Annotated in this window: 8 protein-coding genes; 4 read left to right on the top strand and 4 right to left on the bottom strand. The window is 70.9% G+C overall.

Annotation, left to right across the window (positions count from 1 at the left end; translation table 11 throughout):
- Positions 1-31: 31 nt before the first annotated feature.
- The 3 genes from FHG89_RS28280 to FHG89_RS28270 form a co-directional block, all read right to left on the bottom strand.
- Entirely contained in the window at positions 32-11,146 is an 11,115-nt protein-coding gene (locus tag FHG89_RS28280) for a LamG-like jellyroll fold domain-containing protein (protein WP_167517542.1), read from the bottom strand.
- A gap of 151 nt (positions 11,147-11,297) precedes the next feature.
- A complete protein-coding gene (locus tag FHG89_RS28275; RefSeq protein WP_139587456.1) occupies positions 11,298-11,798 on the bottom strand; it encodes a type 1 periplasmic-binding domain-containing protein in 501 nt (166 codons plus the stop codon).
- 139 nt (positions 11,799-11,937) lie between these two features.
- The gene (locus FHG89_RS28270; RefSeq protein ID WP_244295937.1) at positions 11,938-13,899 is read right to left on the bottom strand and encodes a potassium channel family protein; all 1,962 of its coding nucleotides are present in this window, start codon (positions 13,897-13,899) and stop codon (positions 11,938-11,940) included.
- A 94-nt stretch (positions 13,900-13,993) separates the two neighbouring features.
- Between FHG89_RS28270 and FHG89_RS28265 the strand changes: the two genes are divergently transcribed.
- From FHG89_RS28265 to FHG89_RS28250, 4 genes are all read left to right on the top strand, one after another.
- The gene (locus FHG89_RS28265; RefSeq protein ID WP_139587455.1) at positions 13,994-14,476 is read left to right on the top strand and encodes an MSMEG_6728 family protein; all 483 of its coding nucleotides are present in this window, start codon (positions 13,994-13,996) and stop codon (positions 14,474-14,476) included.
- Positions 14,477-14,506: 30 nt separating this feature from the next.
- Positions 14,507-16,060, top strand: a complete 1,554-nt coding sequence (locus FHG89_RS28260) for an FAD-dependent oxidoreductase (protein ID WP_139587454.1) — start codon at positions 14,507-14,509, stop codon at positions 16,058-16,060.
- A gap of 66 nt (positions 16,061-16,126) precedes the next feature.
- Entirely contained in the window at positions 16,127-17,341 is a 1,215-nt protein-coding gene (locus tag FHG89_RS28255) for a hypothetical protein (RefSeq protein ID WP_139587453.1), read from the top strand.
- Positions 17,342-17,554: 213 nt separating this feature from the next.
- A complete protein-coding gene (locus FHG89_RS28250; RefSeq protein WP_139587452.1) occupies positions 17,555-17,998 on the top strand; it encodes an HNH endonuclease in 444 nt (147 codons plus the stop codon).
- 73 nt (positions 17,999-18,071) lie between these two features.
- On the opposite strand, the gene FHG89_RS33145 is transcribed toward FHG89_RS28250, so the two are convergent.
- Positions 18,072-18,338, bottom strand: a 267-nt coding sequence (locus FHG89_RS33145; protein ID WP_208761137.1) for a hypothetical protein, incomplete at its 5' end; no start/stop codon positions are given.

Here is an 18,338-nt window from a genome sequence, read left to right as displayed (position 1 = left end):
CTACCCAGAGGGCTAGGTGTTAGGCCCTGGGCTAGTTGTCAGCGTCGAAGGTGGCATCGGAGGGGAACTGATCTCGCCGGTAATCACCGGGGTAGCACTTCCGGCAGATCGGCTTCTCCTTGTCGGCATACGTCTCGCCCGGGTTGCTGGTCCTCTGCCTCGCCTTGGTGAAGTTGATGTCATCCGAGTTGCCACCGAGGGCATTGACCACATTGCCCTCCGCACAGTAGCCGTTGCCCGAGCAGGCAACCGCCACCTCCCCGGTCCTAACGTTCACGCCGGCTGTCCACGCCTTGTTCTTCTTTTGCGTTGGATTGCCCCGCGTCGCATTTTCGCGCATCTCCTCGCCCAAATGCCGCTCGGCATCCTTCAATCGGCCGTCGACCGACCAGTCGCCGCTAGGAGCCGGGAAGGTTTTGACTACGGGTGGCACTCCGCCCGGCTGGCCGCGAGTGCTCGGCGAGGCGAAGGAACGGGCGTTGCTGGGAAGGCCGACAGCCCCGCCGGAACGCGCGCCCCCGCCACCCTTGCGGCTCAGCGCCCCGAGCCCCGGAACCATGTTCTCCGCGGCCGACCGGGGGTTGTAGGTGCCGGACGTGGCCAGCTGGCTGACCGCGTCCTCGACGCCGTTCTCGGCGGCCTCGGTGGCCAGGCGGCCCACCAGGCCGGTGCCGACCTTCTTCGCCACGGCCGCACCGACCCGCGCGGCGATGGCACCGCCGGCTCCGCCGATCAGCCCGGTGACCGCACCGGTGCCCAGGGAGCCCAGCGCGTCACCGATGCTGTGGATGTCGCCCTGCGCAGCGTCCTTGGCGAGGCTGATGAGCGCCCCAGCGCCGGCCATGCAGGCAATCGCGCCGACCCCGGCGGTCACCGCCGTGCAGGCGATGCCGGCGAGGATCGCGCCGCCGATCGCGGCGACCTCCAGCAGGACGTCCTTGTGTTCCTTGACCCACTTGGTCGTGGCGTTCGCGGCGTCGCGTACGGCGGTGGTGGCCTTCTTGACGACCCGCTGCGCCTTGGCGGCGACCTTCTTACCGGCCTGCTTGAGTTTCGCCGCCGCCTGCTTGGCGCGTTTCTTTACCGCCGCCGCCTTCTTCGCGACGTACTTCTTGGCCTGGTTGTACTTCTTCTTGACCGCGCGTTTCGCCTGGTTGTACTTCTTCTTGATCTGCTTCTTGACCTGGTGGTACTTCCTCTTGGCCTGGTGGTACTTCTTCTTCACCGCCGCCTTGGCCCGTGAAGCGGTCTTCTTCACTGTGGACTTCGCGGCGCTGTAGGCCGAGGAGGCGTACGAGTAGGCCGACGACGCGTACGACGAGGCGTACGAGTAGGCGGACGACGCGTACGAACGGAAGCTCGAACTGACCGAGCTGACCGCCCGGGAGAAGGACTTCTTCAGGCTGCCCAGACCGAAGTGCCCGGTCGGGTCGGTCACGGTCAGCGGGTTCGCGTCGCCGTACTGGTAGCGGTTGGCGTTGATCGAGTCCGGCAGCGGGCTGTTGCTCGCCGCGTCCCGGGTGTCGAACTGCCCGGTGTCCGTGTTGTACCAGCGGGCGTGCATGTTGACCCGGCTGGTCAACGCGTCCGTCCACTCGGACTGGTAGCCGAGCTGACCGAGCAGCCCGCTGGTGGTGAGCGCCTTGCCCAGCGGGTCGTAGGTCACCGACCCGGTCAACGCCGTGCCGGTCGGGGTGAACTGCCCGACCACGTCGGTGTGCAGGTCCGTCCAGACCATCCGCTGGTTGCCGCCGCCGGTGGTGCCGACCACCTCGCCGGACGGCCCCCGCACGTAGGTCGCGCTGGAGTCCGCCGCCAGGTCGTTACCCAGACCGGTGTACGCGTGGCCGGGCCGGATCGCCCGACCCAACCCGTCGTACGTGTAGGTCTGCGTACCGCCCGCCGACTGCTGCGACACCACCTGCCCGAACGCGTCGGTGCGGGTGACGTTGCCACCGGCGTCGGCCAAAGTGCCCCTCGCCGTGTACGTGTAGCTCGCGCCGTCGGCGGTGAGCAGGCGGTTCCGCTGGTCGTAGGTGAACAGCTTGGAACCGTTCTGCACTCGGTTGCCGGCCTTGTCGTACGCGTACGCCGTGGTGGTGGCGCCGTTGTTCCACGACGTCAGCCGATCGGCCAGGTCGTAGGTGTAGGTGTTCGAGGCCGAGCCGGCGAACCCGGTCGTCGACTTCGAGGTGATGTTGCTGTTCTCGTCCCAGCCGTACGTGATCTTCGCGAGGGACGCCCCGGCGGACGACTTCAACTCGTCGCCGGTGAGCCGCCGCAGCGGGTCGAACGTGAAGTTGCGGGTGTTGCCGCTCGACCCGTACGTGATCTTCGAGACCTGGGAGAGGGTGTTGTAGGTGTAGGCCATCTGCACGCCGGCCGACGGGTTGGCAAGCGACGACAGGCGACCCGCGCCGTCGTACCCGTAGGAGGTCGTGCCTGCCGCGTCCTGCCGGGAGGCGAGCCGGCCGTCCGGGTCGTAGCCGAACGTCGAGTTGCCCGACGGACCGCTCACCGACCGGGGCAGACCCCGGTCGTCGTACGCGATGGTGTTCGTGCCGCCCGAACCGGACAGCGACGTCATCCGGCCGGCCACGTCGTAGCCGAAGGTCCGGTCCTCGGTGGCGACCTCGGCGCCCGCGCCCGACTGGCGCACCAGCTGACCCAGGTCGTCGTACTCGTTGGTGACAGTCACCCCACCTGGCATGGACTGCTTCACCGGCCGGCCGGACCTGTCGTACTCCACTGTGAAGGTGCGGTCCGCCGGGTCGGGGTGGTCGGCGGTGGCCGGTTCGATCATCGCCTCCGGCAGACCCCACGAGTTGTACCGGGTGAGGAAGGCGTTGCCCCGACCGTCGGTGAACCGGGTGCGGTTGCCCTCCAGGTCGTAGCCGAACGTGGTGACGATGGAGTCCGACGCGGAGATCGGCTGCGTCTCCTTCGTGACCACGCCTGTCGCGTCGTACTCGTAGGTCACCGTCGTCTTGCGGGCGTCGGTGCTGGCCACCATGTTGCCGGCCCGATCGTAGCGGGCCGACTGCTCCGACAGCAGCGTCCCGGTCGGGCTGTACTCGGCGGTGCGGGTGGGCCGGTCCGCCATGTCGTAGGTGACCGAGGCGTACGAGCCGTCCGGGCGGATCGACTTCGTGGTCCGACCCTCGGAGTCGTATTCGTAGCGGCTCACGTTGTTGGCGCCGTCGGTGACCGTCAGCGGATCACCGAGCACGTTGTACGTCGTCGAGCCGTTCACGCCGGCGGCCGTGGTGACCTGCGACGGCCACCCCTGCGCGTTGTACGTGTAGGTGGTGGTGTGGTTCTTGCCCTCCTGCCGCACCACCTCGGTCGAGGTGACCGTGCGGCCCAGGTAGTCGTAGGTCGCGGTGCTCACCGCCCCGGTCGGGTCGGTCGTCGACAGCACGTTGCCCGCGTCGTCGTAGGTGTAGGTGGTGGCGCCGTCGTTCGGCGCGATCTCCTTCGACGTCCGGCCCAGCTGGTCGTACTCGTAGCGGGTGATCTTGCCCAGCGGGTCGGTGACAGTCGCCAGCTGACCGGCCGTGTCGAAGCTGTAGCGCGTCTCCGGCACGATCGGCGTCGACGACCCCGGCGGGGTGTACGCGGGTGCCTTCTCCGACACGACGCGGCCGACCGCGTCGTACTCCACCACCGACCAGTTGCCGTTCGCGTCCCGGGTGTCGGTGGGCTCGTCGAACGTGTTGAACCCGACCCAGCTCACCGCGTTCGCCTGGGCGGGAATCTGACCGGGCTGCTCGACCGTGGCCGCCGGGGCGGTGGTCTTCACCGCCCTACCCTCCTCGTCGTACCCGTAGTAGGTGGTGTTGCCGTTGGGGTCGGTGACCGAGGTGGGCAGGTCGTCGGAGTCCAACACCTGCGAGGTACGGATGACGGAGGCGTCCGCCGCCGGGGCGGTCCCCGCCCTGACCTGCGAGACCTCCGCGTCGGTAAGCGCCTTCTGGTAGACCTGCACGTCGTCGATGGCGCCGGCGAACCAGCCGAACCCGTCGGCGCCGCCGATGGTGAAGCCGGTCGCCGTGTTGTTGAAGGGCTCGGTGACGGCCAGGGTGGTCTGCAGGCTGCCGTCGGCGTACAGCTTGACCGTCCTGGCGGTCGGGTCGACAACCAGCGACAGGTGCGTCCACGCGTCGACGACCGCGGAGCCGTTCGGGCCACCGCCGCCGATCCAGGTGACGGTGCCGTCCGCCTTGCGCACCGCCATCGCGAAGTACCAGCGGTTCTGAGCCGGTGCGTAGTACAACTTCAGGGCCGAGTTGCCATTCGCGCCGGGTGCCGCGACGACGAGCTGATCGGTGGCCGGGCCGCCGGACTTGAGCTTCGCCCAGGCCGAGACCGTGAAGGCACGCTTGGTGTCCACCACCGGGCCGGTCTTCAGGTACGCGCTGGTGCCGTCGAGGACGGCAGAGCCGCCCCGGTCGGCGGACCAGGTGACGTTGCCGATTGCGGTGGCCGGGCTGTTGCCGCTGGAGTCGGCGGCCTTCGTGCCGCTGGTCTCGTCGAGCTTCCAGCGACCGACCGGGGTGAGCGCCGTCGACGGGTACTCGGTCTCGGCGATGGCGCGGCCGGCGCTGTCGTAGAGCGCGTCGGAGAAGCTGGTGACGGTGCCGTCCGCCCCGGAGGAAACAGTGGAGATGACATTGTCGTCGGCGTCGTAGGTAAGCGCGGTCCGCCGTTTCAACCCGCTGGGGTCGACGACCGAGGCGGTCGTCCGGCCGGCCGCGTCGTACTCGGTGGCGGTGACGGTGTGGCCGTTGTTGGTGATCTCGCTGACCACGTTGCCGGCGGCGTCGTAGACGTTCTCCTCGACCACGAAGGTCCTGGTGCCGTCGGTCCGGCTGACCTTCGCCTCCAGACCGTTGTCGGTGTACGTCCAGCTGGTGGTCCAGCCCATCGCGTCGGTTTCGCTGGCGAGCCGGCCCGCCGGGTCGTACGCCCGGGTGGTGGTCACCAGGTCGCGGGGCGCCGACGGGTTGTTCGGGTCGCCGGTGAAGTTCTTCACCGTCGTGGTGAGCAGGTTGCCCTCGACGTCGTAGGTGCTGGTGGTCACCCCACCGTCGGCCTCGGTCTCCTTGACCACGCGGCCGTACCTGTCGTACTCGAAGCTGGTGGTCTGGTTGACGCCGTTGGTGGTCGACGACTCCTGCCCGTAGGAGTTGTAGGTGTGCCGTTCGGTGCGGGACGCGTCGCCGCCGGTCAGGTCGCTGACCGTCACCTCGGTGATGTTGCCGTCGTCGTCGTACACGGTGGAGGTGCGGGCGGTGTGGATCGCGCCGGTGACCCGGTTGGTGACGCCCGGCTCGGTCTCGGTGATCTCACGGCTCAACCGGTCGTACGTGTGGCTGGTGGTGAGTCCCGCGGGGTAGCTGTTGGTCACCTCGGTCTCGGTGAGCAGCCGACCCAGCCCGTCGTACGTGTAGCGGGTGATCTTGCCGCTCGGCTCGACCATCTCGGCGACGTCGCCACTGGCGTAGTAGGTGATCGTCTGGGTCTGCCCGCCGGCCGTGGTGACCGCCGCCGGCAGACCGGCCGGGGCGAATCCGCCGTCCTTCGCCGCCACTGTGGTGCCGTCGGTGAAGGTGGTGCGGGTGACCCGGCCCAGCGGGTCGGTGATGGCGGTCTGGTTGCCCTTGCCGTCGTAGCCGTAGCTGGTCAGGTACCGGTTGTCGGTGGCCGACGACGATCGGCCGTCGCGCATGGTGAGGATGACGTCGTTACGCGGGTCCGGCGTGCCACCGATCTTGACGGAGCTGCCGGTCGCCCAACCACCGGTGCCGTTGCCCGACACCAGGTACATCTCGTTGTCTGTCGACTTGAGGTAGACGATGTCGGGCTTCTTGTCGCCGTCGAAGTCCCCGGCGGACAACAGGGCCTTGGCGCTGCCCCACCCGGTGCCGATCCGGGTCGCGGTGGTGCTCAGCCAGCCGCCCGAACCGTTGCCCTTCAACAGGTACAGGTTGTTGTCGACGCTGCTGCGGAAGACGACGTCGTTCTTGCCGTCGCCGTCGAAGTCGCCCGGTGAGGCGAGCAGATTCGCGGCGCCCACGTTCGGGCCGATCATGGTGGCGGTGGTGCTCAACCAGCCGCCCGAGCCGTTGCCCTTGAGCAGGTAGAGGTTCTTGTCCACCGAGCTGCGGAAGATGATGTCCGGCTTGCCGTCACCGCTGAAGTCCTTCGAGAAGGTCATCAGGTCCGCGGCGCCGACGCTCGGGCCGATCTTCGTCGAGGTGCTGCTCAACCAACCGCCCTTGCCGTTGCCGGGCAGGACGTAGAGGTTGCTGTCGGAGGCGCTGCGCCAGATCAGGTCCGGGTTGCCGTCGCCGGTGAAGTCCTTGGCGGCGACCGCCAGGTTGGCCGAGGCCAGGCTGGTGCCGATCTGCACCGGCAGGCTGGTGAGCCAGCCGCCCGTGCCGTTGCCCTGCACCATCTGGATTGTGTTGTCGGCCTCGCGGTAGACCACGTCCGGTGCGCCGTCGCCGTTGAAGTCCTCGAACATCATCGGCAGCGAAGCGGTACCCCAGTTGAGAGGGTCGGCCGAGTTGGCGTAGTAGGTGTAGTAGACCGACGAGCACTTGTTGGCCGACTGGTCCTGACAGGTGATGACCTGCTTCGTGTTGCCCCGGGCGTCCTGGAGCTCCTGACTCCACACGCCGCGCGGGTCGTACGTCAGGTTGCCGTAGCCGCCCACGTCGTACCCGAACTTGGTGGTGTTGCCCAGGCCGTCGGTCTGGGCGACCATCCGGCTGCCGTTGACCAGGTCGTAGCTGTAGCTGATCTTCTCACCGGTCGGCCCGGTCACCGCGACGGTGGAGACCGGCATCGGAATCGCGCTGGCGGCGCCGTTGACCATGGTCACGGCGACCGGCGCGGTCTGCTTCGACGCCTGGAAGTGCGCGGTCACCTGGTCGGCGGAGAGCTGCGAACGGTAGAACGCCACCTCGGCGATCGATCCGGTGAAGTAGCCGACCTCGCCGGCGCCGTGCAACGGCCAGGAGCCGGCCCACTTGCCCGCGCCGACGTACGCGTTCACCGCGTCGGTGGCGACCAACGCGTTGTCGAGCTTGCCGACCGCGACGCCGTCGAGGTAGAGCGACTGGGTGGCGGTGGCCGCGGAGAGGACCACGTGGTGCCACTTGTTGTCGTTGACCGCGCCCGCGCTCGTGATGACCCGAGTGGAGCTGCCGGTCCAGAACCCGCCCCGCAGCTTGCCGTCCGTGCCGACGTAGAGGGCCGGGGTCCAGTTGCCGGTCACTGTCGGATCCGCCACCGGGCTGGCCTGGTAGCCGTAGAGGACACCACCGGCGGTGTTGCCCGCCGGCATCTTGAACCACAGCTCGACCGAGTTGGGCCCGGTGCCGGGCATGTCCTCCGGTGGGAGCTGGAGGTACGACGTGGTGCCGTTGAACGACGCGGCCCGACTGTCGCTGAACGGGCCGGCGACCCCGAGGGTGGCGGAGCTGTAGGTGGCGACACCGCCCTGCACCTCGTTGGCGGCGTCCGTCGCCTCGACGTCACCGAGCCGCCAGTAGTCGGCCGGCTTGCCGCCCAGCACCGAGGCGGCGTAGACGTCGCTGCTGCCCGAGACGGTGGGGGTGCCCATCGTCCAGACACCGCCGTTCTCGTCGGTGACTGTCGACACCCGACCGGTGGACTTGTCGTAGCCGACCTGCGCGGTGATCCCACCCGAGGGGCGGACCACCGAGCTGAGCACCGGGTGGGCTGTCCGGCCCGCGTCGTGCAGCGCGGACACCGTGGTACCGGTCAACGCCTGGTTGAAGAACGACACCTCGCCGATGGAGCCGGTGAAGTAGGTGGCCCGTGCCGGGGTGACACCGCTGTTGACGTGGCTGGGCCAGCCGCCACCCACGAAACCGGCACCGACCAGCACGTTCGCCGAACCGCCGGGGATCTGGGCGACGGTGCCGGCGAGGGTGCCCCGGTCGACCCCGTCGAGGTAGAGCTTCTGGGTGTCGCCGGCGCCGGCCAGCACCACGTGGTGCCATGCGCCGTCGGTGACCGTCACGTTCGTGTTGATCGGGGACGGGTTGCCGTTCCAGAACGAGCCGCGCAGCTTGCCGTCGGTGCCGATGTAGAGCGACGGGGTGTAGTTGGCCGGCGTGGTGCCCTTCGTGATCGGGTCGGCCTGGTAGCTGAACAGCACCCCGTTCGGCGTGGTCGTCTTGAACCACATGCTGACGGACTGGTACTGGCCGTCGCTGACCAGGTTGCCCGGCAGCTGCACGAACGAACTGGTGCCGTTGAAGCCGGCCGTCGTCGCGGTGGACCCGGGCAGCGCCGCCGGCTGACCCAGCGCGACGTTGTTGAAGCTCGCGTTGTCCACGCCCGCGTTGCCGAGCACCGAACTCGCCGCCGTGGTGGCGCCGGACGCCTCGGTCAACCGCCAGTACGAGTACGGCCCCGCGTTCAGGGTCGCGTTGGCGTACTGGGAGGTGCTGTCGTGCTGGTAGGTGGTGCACGCCGTGGAACTGGTCGGCGGGCAGACCTTGGCGAGCTGGTCGCTGGTGCCGTAGCTGTACTGCCAGGTCGTCGCGGTGCTCGGGTCACCGGAGACCGCCGGGTCGGTGGACACCGCCGCCGGGTGGGCGTACGCCGAGCCGGCCGGGGTGGACCAGGTGACGTACAGGGACCGGCCGGAGGCGGAGGTGACCTTCGTGGCGTTCGAGCTGCCGTCGTACGTGAACGTCATCGCCCGACCGTTGGCGTCGGTGATGCTCGTGATCTTGAAGACATCGCTGCCGGCGGCCTGCGCGAAGACGTAGAGGGAGGCGTCCTTGTCGGTGAGCGTGTAGCCGGTGACCGCGCCTCCGACGTCCTTGTTCTCCTTCAGGACGGAGAACCGGCCGGACGACGGGGTGAACGTGCCGTCGGCGTTGCGCCCCAGCGCCACGTCCTGACCGGTCGGATAGGTGATGAGAACCGACTGGACCTGGCCTGCGATGTCGCGGACCTGGGTGGCCCGGGTGTCGAGCATGCTCGCCCAGCCGGCCCCGAAGGCGTTGCCGCGGCGGGTGTCCAGGCTGTTGTAGCTGCGCGTGATCGACAGGGACGGCCCGACCGTGGCGACGCTCGCGTCGGTGGCCGAGGTGGTGTAGTTGCCGATACCGGGGTCGTACCCCTTGCCGGAGTTCTGCGTCAGGCTCCCGGTCAGCAGCGGCTGCGGCACCGAGGTGGTGAACGCGTACGCCGGGTAGACCGCGCTGGAGCCGGCCTTGTCGTTGACCTGGACGGTGTAGAGGTAGCGCTTGTTCCAGGTCAGCTTGCCGGCCGGGAGGGTCCAGCTCGCCGTGGCGACCCAACCCGAGTTGGCGACCACCGCGCCGGTTTCGGCGTCGGCGACCACGTAGTTGTAGGTGAAGCCCTTCGCCGGCCAGTTGTCCGGGTCGACGGCCCGCGAGTGCAGCTCGGGCGTGAGGGTCTGCACCACCGCGTTGTTCGTCGGGTAGCGGACGTTTACCTGCGGAGCGACGTTGTTGGTGTACGTCAGCTCCAGGTACGGCTTGTAGCTGCCGTCGGAGTAGTTGGCGGCGGTGAACCGCTTCCACGCCGTCGAGTCGGTCTCGGAGGCGGTCAGCGCCAGCCCCTCGTTCATGCCACCGGTCGACCAGTCGTTGAACGTGTCCACGGCCAGCGGCACGGTCACCCACTTGCCGGTGCTCCGGTTGGGCGGGTCGTTGGTGCAGGCCGGGTAGTTGTCGGCGATGGTCAGCGAGCCGATCGAGGAGGAGATGGTCGGCCCCGGGTACGTGGCGGTCGACAGGTTGTCGACAGTCCACGCCTGGGTCACCCGGTGCACGTTGAACGCCTTGTGCGAGGTGCAGTCGTACGACCAGGTGTGGAAGAGGCGCAGCTTCGCCGCGCTGAACCGCTTGCCGGCGAGCCCGTCGCTCGCGAACTCGTCGAAGTGGATGAACGAGCGCGCCTTCACCCCGCCGCTGTTGTACGTGCCGACGGGCAGGTTGTCGCCGTTGTGGTTGGTCGTCCCGGTGTCGTTGTCGACGTACACGTCGCCGGTGGTGCCGGTGGTGGCGGTCGGGTCCACCCGCACCGGGTACTGGCGGGCCGGGTCCCGCAGCCAGGCCGGGTCGGCCACGACCCGCAGCGCGGGAGCGCCGTCGACGGTGATGATCTCGAACGTGACGGCGTCGGATTCGGCCGGGGCGCCGGACCTGCGGTCGACCTTCGAGTCCTGCATCGAGCCGTGCGGGAACCAGGCCACGGCCTTGCCGTCCGCGTTGAGCAGCTCCACCGAACCCGCGGCGGTGAGCCGAGGGGTCAGCCCGGTGAGGCGGAGCGGGAACACCCAGGTCGACGCCGCCTCCGGCGAACGCAGCACCAGGGTTTCCTTGACACCGGCGTCGAAGGTGGTCAGCTCCAGGTCGGTGTGTGGGAGAACGTCCCGGTAGCGAGCGGTCGGCCCGGCCACCTCGGGAGCGTTGATGGTGCCACCCTCGAGCCGGTAACCGACGCTCTCACCGCCCGGCAGGGTGAGTTGGGCGAGGTCGCCGTCCACGGTGGGCGTGTCCGCCGCGGCCGCGTTCGTGGCGCGGGCGGTCGAAGCACCGCCGGCGACCGACACGCCGAGCCGGTTCGCCGTGACGTGCAGCCGACCGTCCGAGCGGCGGGCGAGATTCGAGTTGATCTTCTGCCAGCTGCCGTCCGACGCGCGGTAGTTGACCGGGCGGTTGTACGTGCGCTTGGTGAAGGATCCGTCGGCGTTCGCGAAGATGTCCGAGCGCGCACTGGACTTGCGGGCGTCCCGCGTGCTGGTCCGGGCGTCGAAGCCCGGCTCGGCCGCCCCCGTCACCTCGGGCGTGGTGGGGATCTGGTGCGGCTGGTACGCCTCAAGGGTGCCCGGCGCGGGTTCCGGTGCCCGCCCGGCGCCCCGGCCGGCGTCGGTAGCCGAGGCCGGCACGTGCCGGTCGACAGTGACCGGCTTCCCCTTCTGCTGCACGGGGAGCCCCACGAACGCCGCCGTCGCCGACCAGGCGGGACGCTGCGCGAACCAGGTGAGCCACGTCAGCGGGAACTCCCCGCCCGGCCGGACCACGTCGGCCGGAACGGCGACGGTCAGACCGAAGACAACAGCCACCATGAATGCGGCACGGCGTGTGCCACTGGTAACGGATCGGCGCATGGCCGGTCCCCTCCCCCGTGAAGTGAAATTACCAACGCGGAGTGTGAGGGTTGGTCGATCATGGGCACAAGATGTCCGAACGGCTAATCCTGAGAGAAACCTTGGAGCGTCAGTCCCTGCCGGACGCCAGCGCGGAGACCACCTCAACGGCCTTACGATGCACGGATTCCGGATCGGTGGCCTGCTCGACGACCACATTGGGGCCGGGCGTCGCGGCACCGAAGGCGACGAATTTCGCTGAGGGGAACCGTGCGGCGGTCGGACGGACCGCCCGCACGGGCGCCTCGCCGACGGCCAGGATCACGCCGCAGCGGCTCTGCACCAGACTCGCGAGGAACGTCTCGGCGTTCTCGCCCGTCTGCGGGCCGTCCACTTCGAGGAACTGCACCTTCACGAGGGTCGCGAGGGACGCCTCCTGCATGCCGGTCCACACGGGACGGGTTTCGGGGGCGTCGACACCTCCCGCGCCGGTGAGCAGACAGGCGGTCTCCGCCCGGTAGTCCCGTTGGCGCGGCTCCGGCTCGTCCTCGGGCCACAGCGCCCAGCCCACGACCACCGCCACGACCAGGCCGAACGCCGCCATCGGCCACCACATCGGCCGGGTGCGCATCCACCGGACGACAGCCGCTCCGCGCCGTCGCCGTTGCGCGTCCCGGGCTCCTCGGCCCACCCCACCACCAAGCACTGGCGCACCCTACTCGGCCGCCGTCGACGGCGGGGACCCCGACCGGCACCGTGCGCCGGGCTGGTCACCCCGCCTCGCCGGGCCCGTCGGGTTGGCGGATCACCTCGACCTCGTCCAGCGAGCCGCCGTTCGTCGCGCCGGCCGCGGGTGGCACCGGCACGGGATGCGCCGCACCGCTCGGGGAAGCGGCGACGCGCCACTCCGCCGACCCCGGCACCGACCGGGGTGTCGGGTGCGGCTCCCCGCCGGGCCGGGGAACCGGGCCGGAACCGGCGGGCGGCGCGCAGTGCCTGGTCAGCCAGTCCAGGCCGCGGCGGCGGGCGACCACGGTGAGCCGGTCACCGGCGAAGATCACCTGTCGGGGGTCGAGGTCCTTCCACCAGATCGTCTTCGCCCCGCCGGCCGGGGTACGGGCGATCAACCGGACCTGCCCGTCCCGGTTGACCGTGTCCAGTGGCCGGCCGTCGAGATCGGAGCCCGCGGCGACCGGCACCTCGGCGACCGGCAGCGCGTGCCGGTCGACCGGTATCGTGGTGATCACCGCGCGTTCCGTGAGCGCGCCGATGAACGCGGGGGCGGCCAGGTAGGAGACGGATCGGGACACGCCGAGGGCGAAGGTCTCCTCGACCCGCTCGGCGAAGTCGCCGTCGAAGAGCCGCAGCACCACCCGCAGGTCGTCGCGGAGATCCCGGGCGGCCAGCGCCGCCTCCAGGTTGGCCACGTCGTCGGTGGACGCCACCACAAGCGCCTGGCAGTCGGCCACCGAGGCGGCGGCCAGGGTCTCCGGCAGGGCCGCGTCCCCGACGATGAGCGGCACCTCCAACTGCCGGGCCAGCGCGCCGCCGCGCGGCTCCGGATTCTTGTCGATCGCCACCACCTCGACGTCGTACTCGCGCAGTTGCGCCATCACCCGGGTGCCGACGTTGCCCAGGCCGATGACCACGACGTGCCCCACCCGCGCGGGCTGCGACCGGCCGGTGTGCAGGGCCAGCCGCGCGTTGACGATGCCGTCCACCACGACGGCGGTGATCAGCGGGATCAGCGCCAGCCCGGCCAGGTTGAGCACCACCTGCATGACCTGCGCGCTGGCGGTCTTCCCGGTGTCCGGGTCGGCACCGCTGAGGGTCGTGACAAGCGTCAGGTAGAGGGCCTCGGCCGGGGAGACACCCTCGGCCCGGGAGATCAGCGCGCCGAGCACCGCGATCACCGCGAGCACCAGCATCACCGCGATGCCGATCTTGCGGGTGGCGAAGCCGCGTACCGCCCCCAGCAGCATCGTGACCGGACGGCGTCGCCGCCGGGCCCGTACCAGCCGGCGGGCCGCCACCTCGGTCCCCGGCGGCTGGCCGGTCGCCTCGGCCAGCACCAGGTCGGCACCGGCCTGCTCGGCGGGCAGCAGGTCGACCCCCTGCTCGTCACCGCCGTGGGCCAACGCGCAGACGACGTCCTGCGGGCGCACGTCGGCCCGTCGGGCAACCCGGAACGTCTTGTCCCGATGTTGGAACGAACTCGGGTCGACCTCACCGAGCGCGGCGGCCACGAACGCTGGCGCCGCCATCTCGGCGTCGGAGAGCACCTCGACCGGCGCCTTGAGCAGCTTGCGTACGCCGTCGGCGAGGGTGCCGTTGAACATCCGCAGCACCTGGCGGACCCGGTGGTCCACTGCTTGGGCGCAGAGCGCGGCGTGCAGGTTGCCCACGTCGTCCTGGTGCAGCAGGGCCAGCCCGGTCGCCCCGGCCAGGCCGGCGGCCTCGAACGTGGCCACGTCCAGCCGCTCGGAACGGACCACCCGCACCCCACGCAGCCCCGCCACGTCCGGACCGTTGCGCGGGTAGCGCTCCGGCACCACGACTGTCACCCGAGCACCGCCGGACGGCAGCTCGGATTCGAGCAACGCCCGGGCCACGTAGTAGGCGAGCGCGTCCCTCCCGCAGATCACGTAGTGCGGTCGCGGATCACCGACGGGCCGCAGCCGCCAGTTCCACTCGACCGCCCGTCGCGCCCGGTCCCGCCACGGCTCCGCCATGCCCGGATCGTAATCAGCACGATCACGGTGGGCGACCCCGTCCGGATCATCCCCGACCACGCATGTCGGCCCCGACGACGGGTAGAGCAGCGCCATGCAGACCTTCCTGCCGTACCCGGACTTCCTGGCCAGCGCCCGCGCGCTGGACCCGCGGCGGCTGGGCAAGCAGCGGGTGGAGGCCATCCAGGTGCTGCGCGGGCTCACCCGACCCGGGTACGGCTGGCGCAACCACCCGGCCGTGAAGATGTGGGCCGGGTACGAGGAGGCGCTCACCCGGTACGGCCTGGACATGTGTGCCGTCTGGACCGAACCGGGGCGCGCCGACACCTGCGCCACGACGATGACCGTCGACCTGGCCGCCGCCTGCGGGCCCGGCGTGGTGCGTACCCAGCAGGAGCTGGCCTCGGCCGGTGAGCTGCCGCCCTGGCTGGGCCGCGAGGATCTGCACCTGAGCCACCGCTCGTCGCTGGTCCGCAAGGACCCCACGCACTACCGGCCGATCTTCGGAGACGACGTGCCGGAGGACCTGGAGTACGTCTGGCCCAGCTCCGACCGCGCGCGCCGCTGCCTTCCGTAGGGGAGACTGGGCCCGACGACGGAGGTGCTCGTGGCGGTGTCGCAGATGGTGGGTCGGGTCATCGGCGTACGCCAGCATGAGGTGGACCCCGGCGGTGGTGGCGCGGACCGCGTGCCGCGACCGGTCACGGCGGTGGTGGTGGGCGGCGGCATCGCCGGCATGTCGGCGGCGGTGGTGCTTGCCGAACGGGGTGTGGCGGTGACGGTACTGGAGGCCGCGCCCACCCTGGGCGGCCGGTTGGGCGCCTGGCCGGAGGCGCTGGCCGACGGCAGCCAGCAGAACGAGCACGGCTTCCACGCGTTCTTCCGGCAGTACTACAACTGGCGGTCGATCCTCCGCCGGATCGACCCCGATCTGGGGTTCCTCAAGCCGATCCCGGGTTATCCGATCCTCAGTGAGCAGTGGCCGACCGAGGAGTTCGGCAAGTTGCCGCCCGCGCCGCCGGCGAATTTGCTCGCGCTGCTGCTGCGCAGTCCCAGCCTGCGCCTGGCCGACCTGCGACAGATGGACCGGGACGCCGCGCTGCCGCTGCTCACCTACGACCCGGTGCGCACGTACGCCGACCTGGACGACCGGACGGCGGACGAGCTGCTGTCGTCGCTACGGCTGCCGGACCGGGCGCGGGCCATGCTGTTCGAGGTCTTCTCGCACTCGTTCTTCAACCACGAGGCGGAGATGTCGGCCGCCGAGATGGTCGCGCAGTTCCACTTCTACCTGCTCGGCAACCCGGAGGGGCTGGCGTTCGACTGCCCCGACGAGGACTATGCGACAGCGATCTGGGAGCCGCTGACCCGGCACGTGGAGAAGCACGGCGGCCGGGTCCTCACCGACGCCGCCGCGACCGGGGTGCACCGCGACGCCGACGGCTGGCGGGTGACGACCACCGGCGGCGGCGACCATTCGGCGGGCCACGTCGTGCTGGCCGTCGACCCGCCGGCGCTCGCCACGCTCGTCGCGGCCTCCCCCGATCTGGTCACGCACGCCCCGGAGCTGGTGGCGAGGATGCCCGCGTTCGGCACGCCCGGACCGCCGTACGCGGTGGCGCGGTACTGGTGCGACGGGGACGTGGCCGCCGGTCGCGCGGTCTTCAACGGGGTGTCCCGGCAGCCCACCCTGGACTCGGTGACGCTCTACCACCGGCTGGAGAACGAGTCGCGGCGCTGGGCGCGGCAGACCGGTGGGTCGGTCATCGAGCTGCACGCGTACGCCTGCGAGCCCGACGTGCCGGCCGAGGAGCTGGCCGAGCGGATGCGCCGCGAGCTGATCGTGCTCTGGCCGGAGGTCGCCGACCTGCGGGTCCGTGAGCTGCGGGCCCGGGTGGAGGCGCAGGCGCCGGCGTTCACGCCGGGCAGTCACGCCTGGCGACCGGGGGTGCGCACCGACGCGCAGGGCCTCTACCTCGCGGGGGACGGCATCGGCACGGACTTCCCGAGCGCGTTGATGGAACGGTCCGCGGCGACGGGGATCCTGGCTGCGAACCACATCCTGCGCGCGGAGGGCGGTGCGGCCGAGCCGGTGCGCTCGATCCGGCCGCGAGGGCTGCTCGCCGGACGGGACAAGCGAAACCGACAAAACCCCCCATAAGCGACGGTACGCTGCCGTACGCTCGGTTGATCATCTGTCGATCGACCGGGCGGGAGGGCAGCGGAGATGTCACCACTGCACTGCGCCGGTGCGGACAGCGGGCCGCTCACCGAGGAGGCCGGCCGGGACGACGCGTACCCGCTGATCCGTGACGAGCGCGCCTGCGTCGTCACCGCCCTGCGGCTGGGCTGGTGGATGGCGGACGCGTACCACCACGGGCGCAACACCCAGCCCGCTCCGACCGTCGCGCCCCGCCCACCGGCCAAGCTCTCCAACCTGACCGAGATGTCCCCGCCCCGGCGGATGCGGATGTACCTCGACGGCGTCGATGTCGCGCTGGCCCAGATCGCCGCGCTCACCCGGCACACCGGACCCCGGCCCGACACGGCCGGCGCCCGCGCCCGGCTGCCCGACCTGGACCGGCTGCCCGACCTGCGACCGCCCGACACCGCCGACACCGAACCACTGCTGCTGGCCCTCGACGACCTCAACGTGGAGGTGCTCCGGTGGACGATGGCCACCAACCTGCGCGTCGGGCTGGCCTACCGGCTGGGGCGGTCACTCGCCGACACCGTCCGGCCCGGTGACGCCACCGAACTGCTCCGGCGCTTCAACGGCCGGCAGGTCCAGATCAGTCGCTGGCTGGACGAGCTGGCCACCGTGCTGCCGCCGTACTCGGCGGCGGTCGTCCGCCGCTCACTGGCCGAGTGGGCCGTCGCGGTGGAACGCTCCGGCCGGGGCGACCCGACCGAACCCGAGCCCGCCGAGCTGAGCCGCGAGCTACGCAACCAGGGTGACCTGTGGCGTGGCGTGCTCACCGGCGGTCTGCACCCGCGCGACCTGCTCGACGAGGAGGACTACGCGGTGGTCGCCCGGAACCTGATCATCCGGGACCGGCGGCTGGTGGCGCAGGCCGCCCGGGGGATCTTCTGGCCGGTGCTGGTGCCGCTGGTGGTGGTGCTCTTCGCCGTGGTCGCGGCGAGCGCCGCCGCCGCGGCCGGCTCACCGACCGCCCGGGCCACCGTCGCCCTGCTCGGCCTCGGCGCCGGGCTCGCAGCCATCTGGCGATCCATCTCCGGGCCGGCGCTGTCGGTCGCCGGCGAGGTCAACCGGCCGCTGCTGGACAGCGAACTCACCGCACGGATGGCGCTGCGACTGGATCGGCCCCTGAGCACCGTCCGGCGTACGGCGGGGGCCACCGCCCGCCGCCAGCGCCGCCCGGAGGAGCCCGAGAGCCGATCGAAATACGTTGCCCCTCTGTCCCGTCCCGACCTACCGTGATCGCGCAAGGTCAACCACCGCAGCGGGAGCAGCTCATGACGATGTCGCACGTCAACGCCGTGCCGTCGACGCTCCCTGGCGACGGTTGCCGAGCGGAAGGTCCCCGGGCGGGCCGGCCCGACTGACGCGTACCCGTACGCGCCGAGCCGCCCGTCCACCAGCCGGACCGGGCGGCTCTTCGCTGTCCGTCACCATCTGTCGAAAGGAGTCCCGGTGGACGCCGTCCTCGTCATCAACGCCGACCTCGGCCCGCTGCACCGGGTCACCGTCCAACACGCCGTCCGGATGCTCTGCCGACGGGTGGCCGAGATCCACGAGGCGGAGCCGGACCGGGTGATCGGTGTCTTTCCGATGCCCCGGGTGGTGCGGCTGGTCCGCTACGTCGTCACCCGGTGGCGGTTCAGCGCCGGGCCGGCCTGGTCCCGCGGCGGGGTGTTGCGCCGCGACGAGCGGTGTTGCGCGTACTGCGGCGGCCCGGCGTCGACAATCGACCACATCCTGCCCCGCTCGCGCGGCGGCCGGAACACCTGGCGTAACACCACCGCCGCCTGCTACGGCTGCAATCAGCGCAAGGGCGACCGGACACCGGCGGAGGCGGGCATGCCGCTGCGCCGGCAGCCGGTGAACCCGGGCTGGGCGGCGCTGGCAGGGCGGTGACGGAACGGGCCGGCGGGAACGGGGGGCCGCGTCCGGGGTACGTCCCCGGGGCGCGGCACCCGCCGGCCCCCGGTCAGTCGGAGCGCTCCTTGACCTTCGGCTTCGGCCGGCCGTTGGCGCAGTGCACCCGGATCTCGCTGCCGTGCTCGGCCGAGGTCAGCTCGACCTGGACCTGCTTCGCCGGCCCCGGGTCGTACGCCTCGGCCTGAAAACCGGGCGCGGGCGTCACCCCGAGCACCTCCACCGACCCGGCGAGGCAGCGGACGGTGACGGTCCCGCCCCGCGCGCCCACCGGAACGCCCGGGGGCACGGTGGGCGTGGGAGCGGCCCCGGACGGGCC

This window comes from Micromonospora orduensis (assembly GCF_006228125.1).
GTDB classification, from domain to species: domain Bacteria; phylum Actinomycetota; class Actinomycetes; order Mycobacteriales; family Micromonosporaceae; genus Micromonospora; species Micromonospora orduensis.
The sequence above is the reverse complement of the archived record's forward strand: the minus strand, read 5'-3'. Positions and strand labels throughout refer to the sequence as shown.